Source organism: Hymenobacter sp. BRD128, from assembly GCF_013256625.1.
Taxonomy (GTDB): domain Bacteria; phylum Bacteroidota; class Bacteroidia; order Cytophagales; family Hymenobacteraceae; genus Hymenobacter.
On sequence record NZ_CP053908.1, the window covers coordinates 2,743,000 to 2,760,684 of the forward strand.

Annotated in this window: 18 protein-coding genes and 1 pseudogene; 11 read left to right on the plus strand and 8 right to left on the minus strand. The window is 61.0% G+C overall.

The window, feature by feature from the left end:
• Positions 1-91 precede the first annotated feature (91 nt).
• Positions 92-3,784: a gliding motility-associated C-terminal domain-containing protein gene (locus GKZ68_RS12235; RefSeq protein ID WP_173115119.1), complete on the plus strand. Its 3,693-nt coding sequence runs from the start codon at positions 92-94 to the stop codon at positions 3,782-3,784.
• Positions 3,785-3,956: 172 nt separating this feature from the next.
• Positions 3,957-4,391, plus strand: coding sequence for a nucleoside deaminase (locus tag GKZ68_RS12240; protein ID WP_173115122.1), 435 nt, complete (start codon positions 3,957-3,959; stop codon positions 4,389-4,391).
• A gap of 43 nt (positions 4,392-4,434) precedes the next feature.
• On the opposite strand, the gene GKZ68_RS12245 is transcribed toward GKZ68_RS12240, so the two are convergent.
• A complete protein-coding gene (locus GKZ68_RS12245; RefSeq protein WP_173115125.1) occupies positions 4,435-4,911 on the minus strand; it encodes a hypothetical protein in 477 nt (158 codons plus the stop codon).
• Between the two features lie 84 nt (positions 4,912-4,995).
• Positions 4,996-6,486 carry a murein hydrolase activator EnvC gene (locus GKZ68_RS12250; RefSeq protein ID WP_254243979.1) on the minus strand — a complete coding sequence of 497 codons (1,491 nt, stop codon included), beginning with the start codon at positions 6,484-6,486 and terminating at the stop codon, positions 4,996-4,998.
• Positions 6,487-6,802: 316 nt separating this feature from the next.
• On the opposite strand from GKZ68_RS12250, the gene GKZ68_RS12255 reads away from it, so the two are divergent.
• From GKZ68_RS12255 to GKZ68_RS12265, 3 genes are all read left to right on the plus strand, one after another.
• Positions 6,803-7,351, plus strand: coding sequence for a DUF6252 family protein (locus tag GKZ68_RS12255; RefSeq protein ID WP_173115128.1), 549 nt, complete (start codon positions 6,803-6,805; stop codon positions 7,349-7,351).
• 126 nt (positions 7,352-7,477) lie between these two features.
• Positions 7,478-8,017, plus strand: a complete 540-nt coding sequence (locus GKZ68_RS12260) for a DUF6252 family protein (RefSeq protein ID WP_173115131.1) — start codon at positions 7,478-7,480, stop codon at positions 8,015-8,017.
• 26 nt (positions 8,018-8,043) lie between these two features.
• The gene (locus GKZ68_RS12265) at positions 8,044-8,583 is read left to right on the plus strand and encodes a DUF6252 family protein (protein WP_173115134.1); all 540 of its coding nucleotides are present in this window, start codon (positions 8,044-8,046) and stop codon (positions 8,581-8,583) included.
• A 303-nt stretch (positions 8,584-8,886) separates the two neighbouring features.
• Here GKZ68_RS12265 and GKZ68_RS12270 read toward each other — a convergent pair whose 3' ends face one another.
• The 5 genes from GKZ68_RS12270 to GKZ68_RS21720 form a co-directional block, all read right to left on the minus strand.
• Positions 8,887-9,681, minus strand: coding sequence for a DUF4292 domain-containing protein (locus tag GKZ68_RS12270; protein WP_173115138.1), 795 nt, complete (start codon positions 9,679-9,681; stop codon positions 8,887-8,889).
• Between the two features lie 92 nt (positions 9,682-9,773).
• On the minus strand, positions 9,774-11,603 hold the full coding sequence (locus GKZ68_RS12275) for a tetratricopeptide repeat protein (protein ID WP_254243980.1): 1,830 nt from the start codon (positions 11,601-11,603) through the stop codon (positions 9,774-9,776).
• Positions 11,604-11,717: 114 nt separating this feature from the next.
• Complete coding sequence (locus GKZ68_RS12280; protein WP_173115144.1) at positions 11,718-12,728, minus strand: sugar nucleotidyltransferase; 1,011 nt, start codon at positions 12,726-12,728, stop codon at positions 11,718-11,720.
• Between the two features lie 132 nt (positions 12,729-12,860).
• Complete coding sequence (locus GKZ68_RS21715; RefSeq protein ID WP_254243981.1) at positions 12,861-13,355, minus strand: pyridoxal-phosphate dependent enzyme; 495 nt, start codon at positions 13,353-13,355, stop codon at positions 12,861-12,863.
• Positions 13,356-13,372: 17 nt separating this feature from the next.
• Positions 13,373-13,834 carry a pyridoxal-phosphate dependent enzyme gene (locus GKZ68_RS21720; RefSeq protein WP_217275252.1) on the minus strand — a complete coding sequence of 154 codons (462 nt, stop codon included), beginning with the start codon at positions 13,832-13,834 and terminating at the stop codon, positions 13,373-13,375.
• A gap of 117 nt (positions 13,835-13,951) precedes the next feature.
• Between GKZ68_RS21720 and GKZ68_RS12290 the strand changes: the two genes are divergently transcribed.
• From GKZ68_RS12290 to GKZ68_RS22095, 4 genes and pseudogenes are all read left to right on the plus strand, one after another.
• Positions 13,952-14,335, plus strand: coding sequence for a hypothetical protein (locus tag GKZ68_RS12290; protein ID WP_173115146.1), 384 nt, complete (start codon positions 13,952-13,954; stop codon positions 14,333-14,335).
• Positions 14,336-14,664: 329 nt separating this feature from the next.
• Positions 14,665-15,030, plus strand: a complete 366-nt coding sequence (locus GKZ68_RS12295) for a helix-turn-helix domain-containing protein (RefSeq protein ID WP_173110521.1) — start codon at positions 14,665-14,667, stop codon at positions 15,028-15,030.
• A 25-nt stretch (positions 15,031-15,055) separates the two neighbouring features.
• Positions 15,056-15,397, plus strand: a pseudogene (locus tag GKZ68_RS22710) (transposase); the annotation flags it as partial.
• A 2-nt stretch (positions 15,398-15,399) separates the two neighbouring features.
• Positions 15,400-15,624, plus strand: a complete 225-nt coding sequence (locus GKZ68_RS22095; RefSeq protein ID WP_254243982.1) for a hypothetical protein — start codon at positions 15,400-15,402, stop codon at positions 15,622-15,624.
• A gap of 13 nt (positions 15,625-15,637) precedes the next feature.
• On the opposite strand, the gene GKZ68_RS12305 is transcribed toward GKZ68_RS22095, so the two are convergent.
• Positions 15,638-16,444: a glycosyltransferase family 2 protein gene (locus tag GKZ68_RS12305; RefSeq protein WP_173115151.1), complete on the minus strand. Its 807-nt coding sequence runs from the start codon at positions 16,442-16,444 to the stop codon at positions 15,638-15,640.
• A 280-nt stretch (positions 16,445-16,724) separates the two neighbouring features.
• On the opposite strand from GKZ68_RS12305, the gene GKZ68_RS12310 reads away from it, so the two are divergent.
• Complete coding sequence (locus tag GKZ68_RS12310; protein WP_173110521.1) at positions 16,725-17,090, plus strand: helix-turn-helix domain-containing protein; 366 nt, start codon at positions 16,725-16,727, stop codon at positions 17,088-17,090.
• Positions 16,999-17,685 (plus strand): IS630 family transposase, encoded by a 687-nt coding sequence (locus tag GKZ68_RS12315; RefSeq protein ID WP_302051990.1) that lies wholly within the window; start codon positions 16,999-17,001, stop codon positions 17,683-17,685. Before GKZ68_RS12310 ends, GKZ68_RS12315 begins: the two co-directional genes overlap by 92 nt.

A 17,685-nucleotide genomic window follows, 5' to 3' on the forward strand; every position in this document is an offset into this window, starting at 1 on the left:
GGCAAAAATACGTTGGCCGGGCCGGCGCAACAGGTTGGCACTTTTGCGCCAGTAACTTAGATTTACTAAAGAGTTACAATGCCCGTTTTTTATGCTGAAGAATTTTTACGTTAGTATCCTTTGTTTGCTCGCGCTGAGCTTACCGGGCTGGGCTCAGACCATCCCTGCCCAACCGCCCGCCGCCCCGCCCGATATTGCCCCCAGCCTGGAGTTTGTGGCCAATAAAGGCCAGTGGCCGGCGGCCGTGCGCTACGCGGCCGCCGTGCCGGGCGGCCACCTGTGCCTGGAGCCCGGCGGGCTGCGCTACATTTTATTGCAGCCCCTCGCGCACCCGCCAGCCAAAGCGGTGGCTAGCCCGGTGCGGGCCGCCAGTTCGGCTAAAGCCAAGGCCGCAGCCGCGCCGCCCAGCGATGCCGGCCCGGCCGGTACCGGCCCCGTGCAGGGTCACCAGCTGCGCATACAGTTTGTGGGGGCCGATGCGAGCACGGCCTTGGTGCCCGCCCAGGCCACCGGCGAAGTGCGCAACTACCTGCACGGCAGCGACCCCAGCCAGTGGGCCAGCGCCGTGCCCAGCTACCGGCAGGTACGCTACCAGGCACCCTGGCCGGGCATCGCAGCCCGCTTCTACGAGAATGAAACCCAGCATCTGGAATATGATTTTGAGCTGGCGGCCGGGGCCGAGGCCAGCCGCGTGCAGCTACGCTACCAGGGGGCTAGCAGCCTCACTCTCAGCGCCGACGGGCAGCTGCACGTTGGCACTTCGGTGGGCGAGCTAACCGAGCTAGCGCCGCACGCCTACCAGCTCGACCCCGCCACCGGCCAGCGCCAGGCCGTGGCCTGCCGCTACCGCCTGCGCCCCGAGCGGGCTCAGGTTTCGTTTGAGCTCGGGGCCTACGACCACGGCCGGCCGCTGGTTATCGACCCTACGGTAGTGTTCTCGACTTATTCGGGAGCCAAGGGCAGCAACTGGGGCTTCACGGCTACTTACGACGCGGCGGGCAACATGTACTCGGGCGGCATTGTGCTCGACGACTTATATGCCCTGCCGAGCTATCCAACCACGCCGGGCGCGTTTCAGACCACCTTCGCGGCCGTTATCGACATCGCGCTCATCAAGTATAATACCGGCGTGAACGGCGCGGCGGCGCGGGTGTGGGCCACGTACCTGGGCGGCAACCGGGCCGACTTTCCGAGTAGCCTGGTAGTGAATGCGCAGAACGAGCTCATTGTGCTGGGCAGCACCTCCTCGACCAACTACCCCACCACGAGCGGCGCCTTGCAGCGCGGCTTTGCAGGCGGCTCGTCGGTGTCGCCCTTCGGGGATGCGCCGGGCAGCATTTACCAGGTGAGCAACGGCACCGACATTGTGGTGACGCGCCTGAGCGCCGACGGCGGCTCGCTGGCGGCTTCGACCTACCTGGGCGGCAGCGGCAACGACGGCATCGCGGCCTACAACCCCTCGCTGGCTGCCCGGCAGCTGCCCCAGAACTACGGCGATGCGCTGCGCGGCGACGTGCTCACCGATGCGCAGGGCAATATTTACGTGGCGTCGGTGTCGGGCTCGGTTAATTTTCCGGTGACGGCTGCCAGCTTTGGGCGCAACTACGAGGGTGGCACCTGCGATGCGGTGGTGTGCAAGCTGCCGCCCGCCCTCGACCGCCTCACCTGGAGTGGCTTCTTGGGCGGCAGTGCGGCCGATGCGGCCTACTCCATTCAGCTCGACCCTAGCGGCAACGCCTACGTGGGCGGCGGCACGCTGAGCACAAACCTGACGGGCACGGCCGGCGGCTACCAGACCAGCGCGCGGGGCAACGTTGATGGCTTCGTGGCGCGCATCGCGGCCAATGGCAGCGCCGTGCAGCGCGCTACCTACTTGGGCACCAGCAGCTACGACCAGGCGTTTTTTGTGCAGCTGGGGGCCGATGGCGGCGTGTACGTGCTGGGCCAGACGCTGGGCCAGTGGCCGGTGAGCACCGGCGTGTACAGCAATCCCGGCAGCCGGCAGTTTATCCAAAAGCTCAGCCCCGACCTCGATAAGAGCCTGTTGAGCACGGTATTTGGCAGCGGGCGCAGCACGATTGATATTTCGCCCACGGCGTTTTTGGTGGACCAGTGCGACCGCATCTACGCCTGCGGCTGGGGTGGCGATGTCAACGGCCATGCCAACCCGATTTACACCTATCCCGGCTACATCAACCAGAATGGCTACACCCACGGCATGCCCACCACGCCCAATGCCGTGCGCACCACCACCGATACGCCCGGCGCGGGCTCCGATTTTTACCTGGCGCAGTTTGCGCCCGGCCTGGCTAGCCTCAGCTACGCCACGTTCTACGGCGACCCCACCTTCGCTTCGGAGGGCGACCACGTCGATGGCGGCACCTCGCGCTTCGACCCGCGCGGGGTGGTATACGCGGCGGCCTGCTCGTGCTTCAACCGCAACGGCTTTCCGGTGCCGCCGGGCGCCTACACCTACGCGCCCGTCAACGGGGCCGTGTCGTATCCGGCCTATGCTACCTACCTCTGCAACAACGCGGCTTTCAAGCTAAATTTTGAGCCGACCTCGGCCACCGTGGGCAACGACCAGGCGGTGTGCGTGAATTCGCCGGCCCTGGCCCTGAGCGGCCAGCCCAGCGGCGGCATCTGGACGGGGCCGGGCGTGTCGGGCTCGGTGGCAGCGGGCTTCGTTTTTACCCCTAGCCTGGCGCTGGCGGGCACACAAGTACTTACCTATACCGTGCCGGGCGCCACGGTGGCCTGCACGGCCTCGGCCCGGCTCACCATCACCGTCGATAACCCGAAGCCGGCCACGGCCACGGCCCAGGCGCCGGTGTGCGCGGGTAGCGGGCCGGTAGCGCTCACGGGCGGCAGCCCGGCGGGCGGCACCTGGACGGGACCGGGCGTGTCGGGCTCGGTGGCGGCGGGCTTCGTCTTTACCCCTAGCCCGGCCCTGGTGGGCACGCAGGTGCTCACCTACACCGTGACCAGCTCGGCAGCCTGCGGCGGCGGTACCAGCCGGGCCACGGTTACCATTGTGGTGCTCACGGCGCCCACCGTAGTGCTGCCACCCGATACGGTGCTGTGCCCCGGCCGGCCGCAGCCCTTCCGGCTGCGGGCCACGCCGGCCGGCGGCGTGTGGAGCGGGCCGGGCGTATCGGCGGGCAATATTTTTACGCCGCCGGCCCTGCCGGGCACCATAGTACTCACCTACACCGTGAATGCGGGCACGGCCTGCCCGGTGGTGGCTACGCGCCGCGTAACCTTGCTGGCCCAACCGGTGCTGGCCCCGGTGCTGGTGCCGGGCGCCTGCGTGCCGAGCAACGTGGCCCCGCTGGTGGTGCACTTCAATCAGCCCCCGGGCGGGCTGCCGGCCGACGCGGTGCTGACCTGGTACTTTGGCGATGACAGCACGGCCGTAACGGGCTCCGACGTGACGCACACCTACTTGCGGGCTGGCACCTTCCGGCCGCGCGTGACGCTGAGCTACAACCAGAACCGCTGCGGCCAGACGCTAGCCCTGCCGCCGGTGGTGGTGCTGGGCATGCTCATCCCCAACGTATTCACGCCCAACAGCGACCAGCAAAACGATTTCTTCGCCCCGCGCATCGGCGGCTGCCCGCCGCGCCTGCAGGTGTTCTCACGCTGGGGCCAGCAGGTGTATGAAAACGCGGCTTACCAAAATACCTGGGACGGCGCCGGGCTAGCCCCCGGCATCTACTACTACCTGCTCACGCCGCCCGATGGCAGCCCGGCGGTTAAGGGCTGGGTGGAGCTGGTACGGTAATAAAGTAACGGATTAAAGCAATTGGGCAAGGAAAGAACGTCCTGCTGAGCTTGCCGAAACGTCGCGCTCGAATCATTAGGAAAATGACCCTAGCGGTGCGGACGAGAGGCTTCCTTCGTCAGCATGACGTTCTTTGTTGTCTCCCCACTGTTCACTACTCCTTACACAACACATGGACGTCTTCATGCAGGCCGCTATCGACGAGGCGCGGCAGGGCCGCCGCGAGGGCGGCATCCCCATCGGCTCGGTGCTGCGGCGCGGCCAGGAAATAGTGGGCCGGGGCCACAACAAGCGCGTGCAGGACCTCGACCCCATCGCCCACGGCGAAATGGATGCCCTGCGCAACGCCGGCCGCCAGCGCACCTACCGCGACACGGTGCTTTATACCACGCTCATGCCTTGCTACATGTGCGCCGGCACCATCGTGCAGTTCAAAATCCCGAAGGTGGTAGTGGGCGAAGCCCAGACCTTTGGCGAGTCGCTGGAGTTTCTGCAATCGCACGGCGTGGAGGTCGAAATCCTCAACTCGCCCGAGTGCGTGGAGATGATGCGCGAGTTTATCGAAGCCGAGCCCACGCTCTGGAACGAGGATATTATGGAGCTATAGCCGTAGCGGCTAGCCCCCAGGCACCGGTCCGGCTCCGCTCTTGCTAGGGGGTGGTAGCCGGACCGGCGGCTTTGGTGCGCACGTACGCTGAGTTCAAGGCGCAGCCGCCACCGGTAGTCAGGTTCAGCTCGCTGGCGGTAAGCTCCGTAATGTATTGCACCCGGTAGTAGGGCTGACCCGAAGGCGTATTGTCGCTTTTGATGGCAAGCATCGGCACGGCCGGGCTACCCGGGTAGGCGGGGCGGTTGGCGACATAAAACGTGCTGGTGAGCGTGCGCTTGCCGTTAAAATATTCGGTGTAGGTGCTGTCGGGCCCGAATACACAGCGGTTGTCCGAGCTGGCCGGCACCGGCTGCATCACCCCCGTAATGCCACCGCCCACCACGGCCAGCCACCACTCACCCCGAATGGTAGCCGGGCCATTCTCGAAATCGTTTTCGCCGCCGGCTGCTTTTTGGCAGGCCGTGGTGCTGACCAGGGTGGCGGCTAGCGGCAGAAAAGCAAGTAGCGAATTTCGCATAGCGCAGGGATAAGTAGTGGGTGAGCAGCAGTGGGTTGAGGCCCGCCGTGGCCCAAAGGTTGCACGGCATGCCGGCTAGCCCCGCTACTTCCGCCCTAGCCAGCTTTCGGGGTTGAGGTTGGCCGAGTTGCGCCACACCTGAAACTGCACCTGGGCGGTGCCGTCGGCATCAGTGGCAGCCGAGCCGATAGCCTCGCGGGCGCTCACCTGCTCGCCCTCGTGCACGTTTACCGAGCGCAGCTTGGCATATACTGTAAAGTATTCGCCGTGTTGAATCATGACGATGGTATTCATGCCCGGCACCTGGGCCACCGTGAGCACCCGGCCGCCAAACACGGCGCGCACCGGCTCGCCCTCGTTGGTTTGAATATCCACGCCCCGGTTGTCCACCGTCACGTGCCGGAGCACGGGGTGCGGGTGGCGGCCAAAGTGCTGCGACACAAAGCCGTGCGCCACCGGCCAGGGCAGCCGCCCCCGGTTGCCGGCAAAGCCCGACGACACCAGCGCCGTTTCGGGCGTGAGGGCCACGCGGCTGGCGCGGCGGTCGGCAGTAGTTTCTTCGGGCGCGTCGCTTTCGGGGTTGGCGCTCGGGTCATCATCGCGGGCAGTATCGGTGTTGCTAGCCGTGGTGGTTTCGTCATTGCGGGCCTCGCTGCGGCTCGCCGACGAGCGGCGGCGGCCGGCGGCGGCCGAGGCGCGCGCGGCACGGCGGCGGGCGGCCACGGCGGCTAGCCGGGCGGCGTGGGCGGCGCGGGCTATTTCCTCGCGCACGCGCTGGGCAATGAGGTCGTCGAGCCTGGCCACGGCCTGCTGGCGCTGGGTTAGCTCCTGCCGCAAACCCTGCTCCTGCTGGCTGAGCTGCTGCACTACTTCGTCCTGCTCGGTTTTGAGGCCTAGCAGGTTGCGGTTTTCGACCAGCTGGGTGGTAAGCAGGCTTTTCTGGCGCTGGCGCTGCTGGGTGAGGCCGTCGAGCTCGTGGCTGAGCTGCTGCTGCGCCCCGATAATGCGCAGCGCCTGCTTCTGGCGCTCCTCGGTGTACTGGCGCACGTAGCGCAGCCGCACCACAAACTGGTTGAACGACTCGGAAGCAAACAAAAACATGAGCTGGTTAAAGCCGCTGCTCGTTTTTGAGGCCGCGTACATCAGCCGGCCGTACTCTTCTTTGAGGCGGGCCAGCTGCTCCTGGGTGCTCAGCACCTGCTTCACTGTCTGGTGCACATTGGTTTCGATGCCTTGCAGCTGGGTCGAGATGTGCTCAATCTGGCCCTGCTTCACCGTCAGCTTTTCCTTAATGACGTTGAGCTGCCCGAGCGTGGCCTGTTTTTTCTGGGTGGTCTGGGTCAGCACCTTGCCCGCCTCCGCGATGCGGCTGAGGTTGGCTTGGCGCTCGCGCTCCAGCTGGGCTTTGCTTTTGGGGCGGGTGCGCGGGCGGCGTGGGGCCGGGCGCGCGGCGCGGGCAGTTTTTTTGGCCTTCGCCGGGCGGTGGCGCTGGGCCGTGGCTGGCCCGGCTAGTAGGGCTAGCAGCAGCAGGGCCGGCACAAAACGCAGCTTAAAAACAGGCAGGAAAACGGTCACGAGCAAGGCTGGGCGCGGCGGGCAGGCTACCGCCCCGCAAAATAACGCACGAATGACGGGCGGGTAGTTGCAGGAGTAACTACTACCGCAATCTATCGCATTATTCTGTTGCGGTCACTATTTTCCTAAAGTCCATTTTTCAACCCCTTTTTTGGACGCTTTAATCTCTGGCAGAGTAATTTTTCTCGGTAAATACCAGCCAGAACCGTCCATTCAAAAGTCAGATTGCTCGCACTTTTCCCTTGCACCAGCCCAAGTACCCGCCGACATTCAGCCCATAAGCCCTTAATCTTAAAAACCAGCCGCCTACTTTTCCATGCGCCTACCCCCACCCCCCCTGCTGCTGGCCGCCCTGCTGGGGCTGAGCCAATGCAAAAAGAGCGACCCCACCCCGCCGCCCACCCCTAGCCAGCTTGACCTGCTGCCTCCGGCTACCCACACCGGCCAGCGCACCTTTGGCTGTCTAGTCAATGGTAAGGCTTGGAACTTAGTGGGTAACCCGTTAAATGGACCTCTTTTTTCAGCAAGCTATGATGGTTTTCTTCTAGCGCTATCAGCTACAGGAGGCCTTGACTCTACAACTGTTACAGGCTTACGGATAGGAGGGAGCATCGGCATTAGCATCAATAATATCAATATGGCTGGAACTTATATCCTACCTACTGTGAGCAAAGGCGCGGCTGGTTATGAGAACATCACCTCTAAATGCACCTACTACACCGATGCCACACACCCGGCCACAGTCGTCATCACGAAGCTAGACTTTGTGAATCGCATTGTGTCGGGCACGTTTGCCTTCACTTTGGAAACACCCGCTTGCGGCAAGGTCGTCGTTACCGATGGCCGGTTTGACTCCCGGTTTTAATTCTTCTTCCCCTCTTTCCTTTTCCTCCCATGAAAAACCTGTTTACGCTCTTATTGAGCTGGCTGGCGCAAAGAACCCCCCTACTGTACACACTGACCACGAAATCGCTCTAATTCCTTATCTTCCATGCGTCTACCCCCTGCCTCCCTGCTGCTGGCTGCCCTGCTGGGCCTGAGCCAGTGCAAAAAGAGCGACCCCATCCCGCCGCCTACTCTCAGCCAGCTTGACCTGCTACCACTGGCTACCCAGACCGGTCAGCGCACTTTTGGCTGTCTCGTTAATGGCCAGGCCTGGACCCCAGCCGGCAGCCCTTTTGCTGGGCCGTTGTTTACGGCTCAATATTATAATAATCAACTGACCCTAGTAGCAACTCGTGGGATTGTTAAAAATGGACAAACCATCTCGGATTTGATTCAACTTAATATAAATCGAATTGATTCTCCAGGTCAATACATTCTGAGCAGACCAGATACCAGTTTCGTTAACTACCATAATCTAGTTGCTAACTGCGCTTATTACACCGATGCCACGCACCCGGCGACGGTCGTCATCATGAAGCTAGACTTTGTGAATCGCATCGTGTCGGGCACGTTTGCCTTCACTTTGGAAACACCCGCTTGCGGCAAGGTCGTCGTTACCGATGGCCGGTTTGACTCCCGGTTTTAATTCTCCCTCTCTTTCCTTTTTCTCCCATGAAAAAACTTGTACTTAGCTTATTGCTGCTGGCCGTCCTGCTGGGGCTGAGCCAATGCAAAAAGAGCGACCCCACCCCACCGCCCACCCCTAGCCAGCTTGGCCTACTCCCTCCGGCTACCCAGACCGGCCAGCGCACCTTTGGCTGCCTCGTGAATGGCCAGGCCTGGACTCCGGCGGGTAGTCCATTTGGCGGACCACTGTTTACGGCTGTTTACTTGGATAATCGACTAGGTATCTCGGCAAGTCGAAAATTGCTTGTCAATGGGACTAATAGTTTTCAGAGAATGGGCTTTTCTATCAGCAAAATTTACCATACTGGCACCTATAGTCTAAACGATTCTTCAAGAGTCGGGTCCTACGAGGATTTTGATAAGTCTTGCTCGATGTACACATCTAGCTCACAAGTGGGTAAGGTCATCATCACGAAGCTGGACTTTGTAAATCAAATTGTATCGGGTACGTTCGCCTTCACGCTCGAAGCCCCGACTTGTGGCAAAGTAATCGTTACTGATGGGCGCTTCGATACCCGGTTCTAATTCTCTCCCCTCTTTCCATTTTCTCCTAAACTGGCGCGAGTTTAGTGCAGCGTAACTCGTGTCAATTTTATTGTGGAGGTTCAACCTCCACTGCCGCGTTAGCAGCAATAGGTGGTTTAAAATATTGCGCCAACTGAAAGAATATTGCGCTCAGCTGGCGGATAACGAAATAAAGCATCTCACCCGCACCAACCGAGTTATTACTCCATTGGTGCGGGTGAGATGCTTTACTGTGTAGACACCAGATAAGCATGACACAGCAGGGGCGCGTTAATTTATAAGCCGCCCTGCTGGCCCATCCCCCTACTTCTTAATCTTCGCCTGCTTCGCATACCCCTTGGGGATGCTGAACGGGAAATCGAGGTGGCCGCTGCCTACTTCTACTTTCTGGTAGTTGAGCGTAGCCGAGGTGCTTTCGGTGCCGCCTTGCTGGCCCAGCACGTTGGTGGTGAAGGCAAAGAGCAAGTCGGCGCCGGTGGGCTTTTGGAAGTCGGCGTAGCCCACAGTGAGGCTGCGCTGGGCGCCACTCTCGCTCACCTTGAGCTGCTGGAGGCGGCCGGTGGTGGCGCTCACGAGCTGTTCGAGGATGAGCGGCGTCATCGGGAAGGTCACGTTCTGGTTGTCGCCCTCGGCTTTCACCACCGGTACGGCACCTTTGGGAGCCGCCTGGTAGTCGCCGAGCAGGATGTCCTGCATCTGCTTATAGGTCACGGGCACGTTCAGGAGCTGGCTAAGGTAGGCGTAGTCGCCGGCAAAGTAGTTCTTTTGCAAGCGGTTGACTACCCGCACCGAGTCGGGCGTGAGCAGGGCGCGCACGCCCTCAATGCCCAGCAGCGAGCCCGAGAGCCAGATGGCCGAGTCGCGCTTGATGCGCAGCGCGAAGTTGGCCGACTGCTCATTGCCCTTGGCCTTGAAATGCACCTTGCCGTGGCCGTTGAGATACTGAAAGTTGGTATTAGTGGCCTTTACGCCGGCGGGCGTGGCCACCTTCACGGCTTCGGAAGTACCCGCCGTGAGCGAGCCCGACTTGGTGGACACGGCGCGGTGACAGCCCGCCAGGGCTAGCCCGGTCAGGAACAGGAGAGCAGATTTATGCATAATTTGGGGAAGGAAGAAAGCACTCATACGCATAAAAAGAATGCCATGCTGAACAACGGGAAGCATGACGTTCTTTTTACAGGCAGCATTGCTTACTCAACAAGTTTTTGTTCTTTGATTTTGCGGTCGAGCAGCGGCGAGGTGCCGGGGCCAGCCTTGCGGGCGCGCTGCCAGGCAGCCACGGCCCCGGTGTGCTCGCCCAATTGCCATAGTACGTCGCCGTAATGCTCCAGGATACTGGCATCCTTGGTGGTACGCAGGGCTTTTTCCAGATTTTGCTTGGCACCGGCGTAATCCTTCTGCTTATAGAGCACCCAGGCGTAGGTATCGAGGTAGGTATCGTTGTCGGGAAATTTCTGCACGGTCTTGCCCGACATCTCTTTAGCCTTGTCGAGCTTCTCGCCCCGCAGGCTCAGGAAATAACTGTAGTTATTGAGCACGCCGTAGTTGTCGGGGTCGGCAGCCAGGGCGGCGTCGTAGGCGGCGTCCGATTTAGCGTAGTCTTTTAACTCCTGATAGGCATCACCGAGCTGCGCGTCGAACTGGCTTTGCTGCTCGGTGCTGCCGGCGGCCAGGCGGCGGCCGTGCTCCAGGGCCTGCACTGCCTGCTGGGGCTGCTTCTTGAGCAGGTGCCCCACGCCGTTGTAAAACCACAGCGGCGCCTGGTTAGGAAATAATTCGAGGGCCGCGTCGCTGTGCACCAGCAGCGAGTCAGTCTGGCTCAGCTCGGCGTCGAGCAGCACCACTTGCTGCCAGAGCTGGTACTTCGACTTGTCGTATTTGAGGGCCTGCAAATACGTGTTGCGCGCTTCCTTTTTGCGGCCGCTCTGCATCTGCACGTCGCCGGCCACGCTGTAGGCTTTGGCGTCGCGCGGGTGGTTGCGCACGGTGGCAGCGGCCAGGTCGAGGGCTAGCGGCGCCACCTTGGGGTCGGGGAGCTGCTTCACGTAGCTTATCAGGATGCGGACTTCCTGGTCTACCTCCAGCGCGGGGCTATCGAAGGCTAGCCGAAGCTGCTTCTCAACCTCGGCCGGCTGATTTTGCTGGCGGTACACATCGGCCAGGATGAGCCGCGCCTGGGGGTTGTTGGGGTCGATACGCAGGGCCTGCTCGGCCACCCTTATGGCATCGGGCAGGCGGTTATTAGCCGCGTACATTTCGGCTTGGGCCAGCACGAAGCGCGGCTCGGTGGGGTTGGCCGCAATCAGGTTTTCGCCTTCCTTGAGGGCGAGCGGCAAATTATTCTGGCGCAGGTATATCTGCTGCTTTTTGAAGGCAATCTCGTCGATGCTGCCAAACTGCGCCTGCGCTTTTTCGAGCGTGGCCAGGGCTTCGGGCAGCTTGTTCTGGGCCAGGTAGAGGTCGGCGAGCTGAAAGAGGTAGCTGCCCGAGTTGGGTACTTCCTTCACCAGGCTGGCGTAGGTGGCGGTGGCGGCCTCGTACTGCTTCTGGCTAGCCTGGGCCTGGGCCAGCAAAAGATAATAATACGGATTTTTAGCGTCGAGCTTCACGGCGGCCTCGGCGTAGCCAGTGGCATCGCGCAGGTTGCCGCTCAGCAGGTTAGCTTCGGCCAGCTTGTAGTTGACGGCCGCATTTTCGGGCATCAGGGTGTAGGCTTTTAGCAGCCGCTCCAGGGCCTTGGGGTAGTCTTCAAGAATGACGTACTTCACGCCATCGGTATAGAGTGCCTCACTCAGCTCGCGCTCTTTGAGCGAGAGCGGCGGGTGGGCTGCGGCCTTCTTAGCTTCGATTTCGAGACGCTGCGCCAGCGCCTTGCGCTCCTTGCGGCTGAGCTTGGCCGGTTTGGTTTCGGCCATCTCCGGCGGTGGGCCGCCGGGACCAGGACCAGTACCCAAGCCCTGGGCACGGCTAGCCCCTGCCCACAAACTCAACACAACTGCACCAACCGTAAAGGGACGCATACGCATAAGAAGCAAACCGGAATCTTGTCCGGCGAATGTACGGGGCTTAACCAAGAACGGCGCGGCCCCCACCGGGAGCCACGCCGCTACCTAACGCACGAGGCGTCGAAAACATCACACTTGCAGGGCATTAAAATCGCCCACGCTCAGGTCGTTGGGGCGGCCGGTGAGGCTGGCGCTGTTGCCAATCATCGAATTGGCCACGTTGGCGTGGCGCACGGTGGCCGCACCCTGCACGATGGAGTTGGAGATGCGCGAGTCTTCGACGGTGGCGCCGGCGCTCAGCGACACGTGCGGGCCAACGACCGAATTGGTAATAACGGCGTTGTCGCCGATGTACACGGGCTCGATAAGCACCGAATTGGTGATTTTGGCCGAGTCCGACACCAGCTTTTCGCCGCGCTCCTTGAGGTATTCGAGGTAGCGCTGGTTGGTGAAGACGGTGGCGTCCTTGTTGCCGCAGTCGAGCCACTCGGTTACCTGGCCGGGCACGAAGATGGTACCCTTGTTCTTCATGTTTTCCAGGGCGTTGGTGAGCTGGTACTCGCCCTTGTCCTTGATGTCGTGGTCGAGCAGGTATTGCAGCTCATCGCGCAGGTACTCGCCGTCCTGGAAGTAATAGATGCCAATAATGGCGAGGTCCGACACGAAGGTTTCGGGCTTCTCTACGAAGTCGGTAATCTGGCCCTTATCGTTAAGCTTTACTACGCCGAAGGGGCGCGGGTCTTCCACTTTCTGTACCCAGATGGTGCCGGGCACCGAGCTATCGAGCGTAAAATCGGCCTTAAATAAGGTATCGGCAAAGGCTACCACGAGCGGGCCACTCAGCGAGGGCTTGGCGCACAAAATGGCGTGGGCAGTGCCCAGCGGCTCATCCTGGTAGTAGATGGTGCCCTTGGCCCCCACCGACTCGGCGATGGCAATCAGGCTCTTTTCGACGGTGCTGCCAAAGCGGCCGATAATGAAGGCGACTTCCTCCACGGGCTCGCCGCACACGCGGGCAATGTCCTCTACGAGGCGCTGCACAATGGGCTTGCCCGCAATGGGAATCAGAGGTTTAGGAACGGTGAGCGTGTGCGGACGCATCCGCTTGCCCATGCCGGCCATCGGGACGATAATTTTCATCGGCGAAGTTGGGTGGAGAGGTGTTTTCAGAATTAATAAGTAGCCATACTGGATTTAGCCCGAATCGGTTGGGCTAGCCAGCCCCACAAAGATGCGCCCGAAGTCCGGCCCATCAATTGTCGGGCTTATTTTTCAGCCTCGTAGCAATTCGATAAGCGTGGCCGGGTCGGCGTTGCCGCCGGTGAGCACCAGCACGGTATGCTGGCTAGCGGGCAGGCTAGCCCAGTGGCGCAGCAGCGCGGCCAGCGGCAGGGCGGCCGTGGGCTCGACCACCAGCCGGGCTTCGAGCAGCAGGCGGCGGGCGGCGGCGCGCAGCTCGGCCTCGCTCACGGTCACGATGTCGTCGGCGTAGTGCTGGATGTGGGCAAAAGTCAATTCACTCACGGCCAGCGTGCGCACGCCGTCGGCTAGGGTGCGGTTAGTATCGGCGGCGGCCCACTCTACCACCCTGCCGGCTCGCAGCGAGGCCTGCGCATCGGCGGCCAGCTCGGGCTCGACGCCAATAATTTTCACGCTCGGCTTCAGCAGCTTGAGGGCGGCCGCCACGCCGCCCAGCAGGCCGCCGCCGCCCACGGGCGTCAGCACCAGTTCCACGCTGGGTAGGTCCTGAAATATTTCCAGGCCCACCGTACCCTGGCCGGCTATTACGTAGGGGTCGTCGAAGGGGGCACCAGCACGGGCGGCGCAGCGGCGCCGGCCAGTAGGCGGGCGGCTACGGCCTCGCGCTTTTCGTGGGCCGGGTCGTAGAGAATAACCTCGGCCCCGAGCGCGCGGGTGGCAGCTACCTTCACCTGCGGCGCATTGGTGGGCATGATAATGGTCGCCTTCAGGCCCAGCTGACGCGCTGCGTAGGCCACGCCCTGGGCATGGTTGCCACTGCTGTAGGCTAGCACGCCCCGCGCCCGCTCGGCCGCCGTGAGGGCCATAACGCGGTTACCGGCACCCCTAATTTTAAAAGAGCCAATGGGTTGCAGGCTCTCGGGCTTGAGGTAGACCTGCTCGGTGCCCAGCTCGGGCAGGGCTAGCGGCAGCAGTGGCGTGCGCCGGGCCAGGCCTTGCAGCCGCTGCTGCGCCTGCTCGATGTCGGCCAGGGTAGTGAGTTGCATGAGAAAAGAAGTCAGCTTAGGCCCACAAAGGTGGGGCCGCGCCCGCCAAGGCCCAAGCCCCGGCATAACTGCCCGGCCAGCTTCTGCGTTAGGGCAAGGGCGCCTTACTTTTGCACCATGAACTTCATTTCCGAAATCGAAACCAGCATTCAAGCGCTGTTTGCGGCTATCAACGCCGGCTTTGTTCAAGATACCAGCACGGGCCAGCAGCAGGTCAGCAACTGGCAGCAGGCGCTGAGCAGCAGCGACATCCCAGCGGTGCGCCTCGTGGCCACCGAGCTTGAAGTCCTCAACGGCTATATTCAGCGCAACGATGTGGCCGGCATGGGTGCTTCATTTCAGAAGCTGGCCATCCTCACGTCCCAGTCGGCCCTGCCTCTGCACGCCTTCGGCGGCATTGGCGACAAAATCCGCGAGTTGAGTCAGAAGCTGAACTCGGCCGGTGGCAACCTACAAATTATTGCCCGCCAGCGCGCTGCCGGCACCGCACCGGCTCACTAGTCGGCCTAATTAACTTCAGCAAAATGCCCCCGCTACTACAGTAGCGGGGGCATTTTGCTGAAGTTAATTAGTTTTCCTGAATGACGAATTCTAGAAGTAAGACGAACTTATTCGTATTTTATCTATCTGCCATCGAAGCTAGTTAGGAACCTATAGCTAGACAGCGCACGACGGAGCGTCTCGCATAATGCGGTAAGTACTGACGCTAATAACAAACCGAGCGAAATACTTCGCGACGAACTGCATGACAGACGTTTTTTTAAGATTTTCTAAATATAGCGGATTCTAGAACGGTGTAGCTACTATAAAGCTGTTTACGTACCGGGTGTATGCAAGCCTATTCTCTTGATTTGCGGCAGCGTATCGCGCAAGCGTGTGCCGAGCCCGGGGCGCGACAAGCCCACGTCGCCGCCCGGTTTTGCGTGAGTGTGGCCTTCGTCGGCAAGCTGCTGCGTCGCCAGCGGCAAAGCGGGCAGTTGGCCGCCCTGCCCGGCCGCGGTGGTCCGGCCCGCTGCCTGGATGCGGCGGCGCAGGCCTGGCTCGGGGAGCAGGTGGCGGCCCAACCCGATGCCACCCTGGCCGAGTTACAGACGCTCCTGCTGGTTGAGCGCGGGCAAGCCGTTAGCCGGGGCTCCGTCTGGCGGGTGCTACACGAACAAGGCTGGCGACGTAAAAAAAAGCCTGCACGCCACTGAGCGCGATACGCCCCGGGTACACGCCTTGCGCAGCGCGCACGTCGCGGCTATCGCGCAACGCCCCGACGTAGCCCGCTTTCATTTTCTGGACGAGACCGGCCTGCGCCTAGACTACACGCGGCGCTATGGCCGGGCGCAGGCCGGCCAGCGTGTGAGTGGGGCCGTACCGTTGCGCCGCCCGGCCCGCTCCCTAACCTTAATTGGCGCCTTGTCCGTGCACGGGCTGCACGGGGTCCAGGTGCTGGAAGGGGCCTTGAATCAGCGCAGCTTCGCCCTGTATATCAGCCGCATCCTGGCCCCGCAGCTACGGCGCGGGGACGTGCTGGTCCTCGACAACCTGCGGGTGCATCACCTGACCGGGCTGCGGGAGTGGCTAGCCCGGCGCGGCATCGAAGTGCTGTTTCTGCCCCCTACTCGCCCGACTTTACCCCCATCGAGCAGGCCTGGAGCAAGCTCAAAACCAAGCTGCGCCACGCCCAGGCACGGACCCGCGACGCGCTCGAAGAAGCCTTACATACCGCCATCGACTGGCTTACTGGCCCCGATGCGAAAGCGTGGTTTAATCACTGTGGCTATCACGTACACCGTTCATGAATCCGCTATAGTTTCATTTATAAATCCTAGTGGCGTGGAAGATGGTTTTCAGCAAAATATCGTACCACCGCTGATAAAGATGATTGGCAGGGCCCTCTATCTGTAAATTTTCGGGTCCATTATAATAATTCAATTCTTTACGGTCGTGCAGATAAGACTCTACGTTCTCATCTACTGAGTATTGAAAGCCAGCAAAACCGTTTTTCTGTGCCTCTCTGCGCACGGCCACCCGATTCCTAATTTGATTTAGTGACCGATACTGGTAGTGTCTTAGCTTTATGCGCCGTGGGTGTAGCACTCCCATGTGGCGTGGGCGGTCCATAGCGGGTGTCCATTCCATGCCCTCACGGTAACGAAAAAAACGGGTTTCGCTCCACGTTTTTTTGTCGTGGTACCGGATGTCCTCAATACTCTGCGGTGATTTGCCCTCAGCAAAATCTTCCTTGGTTAGGCGAAATTGCACACTATCTGTCACTACAAAATGATGATTTTTAGGCACTTTCGACAAGAAATCCACTGGATTATCTATATAAAACTCATCGGCGTCTAACCGAAAGCACCACCAGTCATCCTTGGTAGCTAAATGCCGAAAAGCCTGAAATACCTGTGCCCGGATACCGTCATAAAAAGGTGTAGTATCCTGCTTATAGGGCACGATTTTAGTATTTGTAGCAGCTAGAGCCTGCACAATTTCCCAGGTACCATCAGTGCTACCATTATCTAATACAAATATTTTATCAGCCCATAGACTGGCGTCCTGCAAGCTTTTGGCCACTATATCTGCTTCATTTTTAACAAGAGATATGGCAAATATTTTCATTGATAATATTATTTTCATTGATAATATCCTAATCGCCTAATTAAACGCCATAAAGGTAACTTTAATTCAGGTCTTCACAATCAGCTTGTCGGCTAATGTTTACTACGTTGAACATTCCTACGTCCTTTACACAGTTTTTTCAATGCTTCAGCTTTAAACTGACTTAGGCACAGCGGAGCATATTTTACCGCATGCTACCAATACTCCTTGGATAATTCTATAGCCTATAGCGGATTCTAGAACGGTGTAGCTACTATAAAGCTGTTTACGTACCGGGTGTATGCAAGCCTATTCTCTTGATTTGCGGCAGCGTATCGCGCAAGCGTGTGCCGAGCCCGGGGCGCGACAAGCCCACGTCGCCGCCCGGTTTTGCGTGAGTGTGGCCTTCGTCGGCAAGCTGCTGCGTCGCCAGCGGCAAAGCGGGCAGTTGGCCGCCCTGCCCGGCCGCGGTGGTCCGGCCCGCTGCCTGGATGCGGCGGCGCAGGCCTGGCTCGGGGAGCAGGTGGCGGCCCAACCCGATGCCACCCTGGCCGAGTTACAGACGCTCCTGCTGGTTGAGCGCGGGCAAGCCGTTAGCCGGGGCTCCGTCTGGCGGGTGCTACACGAACAAGGCTGGCGACGTAAAAAAAAGCCTGCACGCCACTGAGCGCGATACGCCCCGGGTACACGCCTTGCGCAGCGCGCACGTCGCGGCTATCGCGCAACGCCCCGACGTAGCCCGCTTTCATTTTCTGGACGAGACCGGCCTGCGCCTAGACTACACGCGGCGCTATGGCCGGGCGCAGGCCGGCCAGCGTGTGAGTGGGGCCGTACCGTTGCGCCGCCCGGCCCGCTCCCTAACCTTAATTGGCGCCTTGTCCGTGCACGGGCTGCACGGGGTCCAGGTGCTGGAAGGGGCCTTGAATCAGCGCAGCTTCGCCCTGTATATCAGCCGCATCCTGGCCCCGCAGCTACGGCGCGGGGACGTGCTGGTCCTCGACAACCTGCGGGTGCATCACCTGACCGGGCTGCGGGAGTGGCTAGCCCGGCGCGGCATCGAAGTGCTGTTTCTGCCCCCCTACTCGCCCGACTTTACCCCCATCGAGCAGGCCTGGAGCAAGCTCAAAACCAAGCTGCGCCACGCCCAGGCACGGACCCGCGACGCGCTCGAAGAAGCCTTACATACCGCCATCGACTGGCTTACTGGCCCCGATGCGAAAGCGTGGTTTAATCACTGTGGCTATCACGTACACCGTTCATGA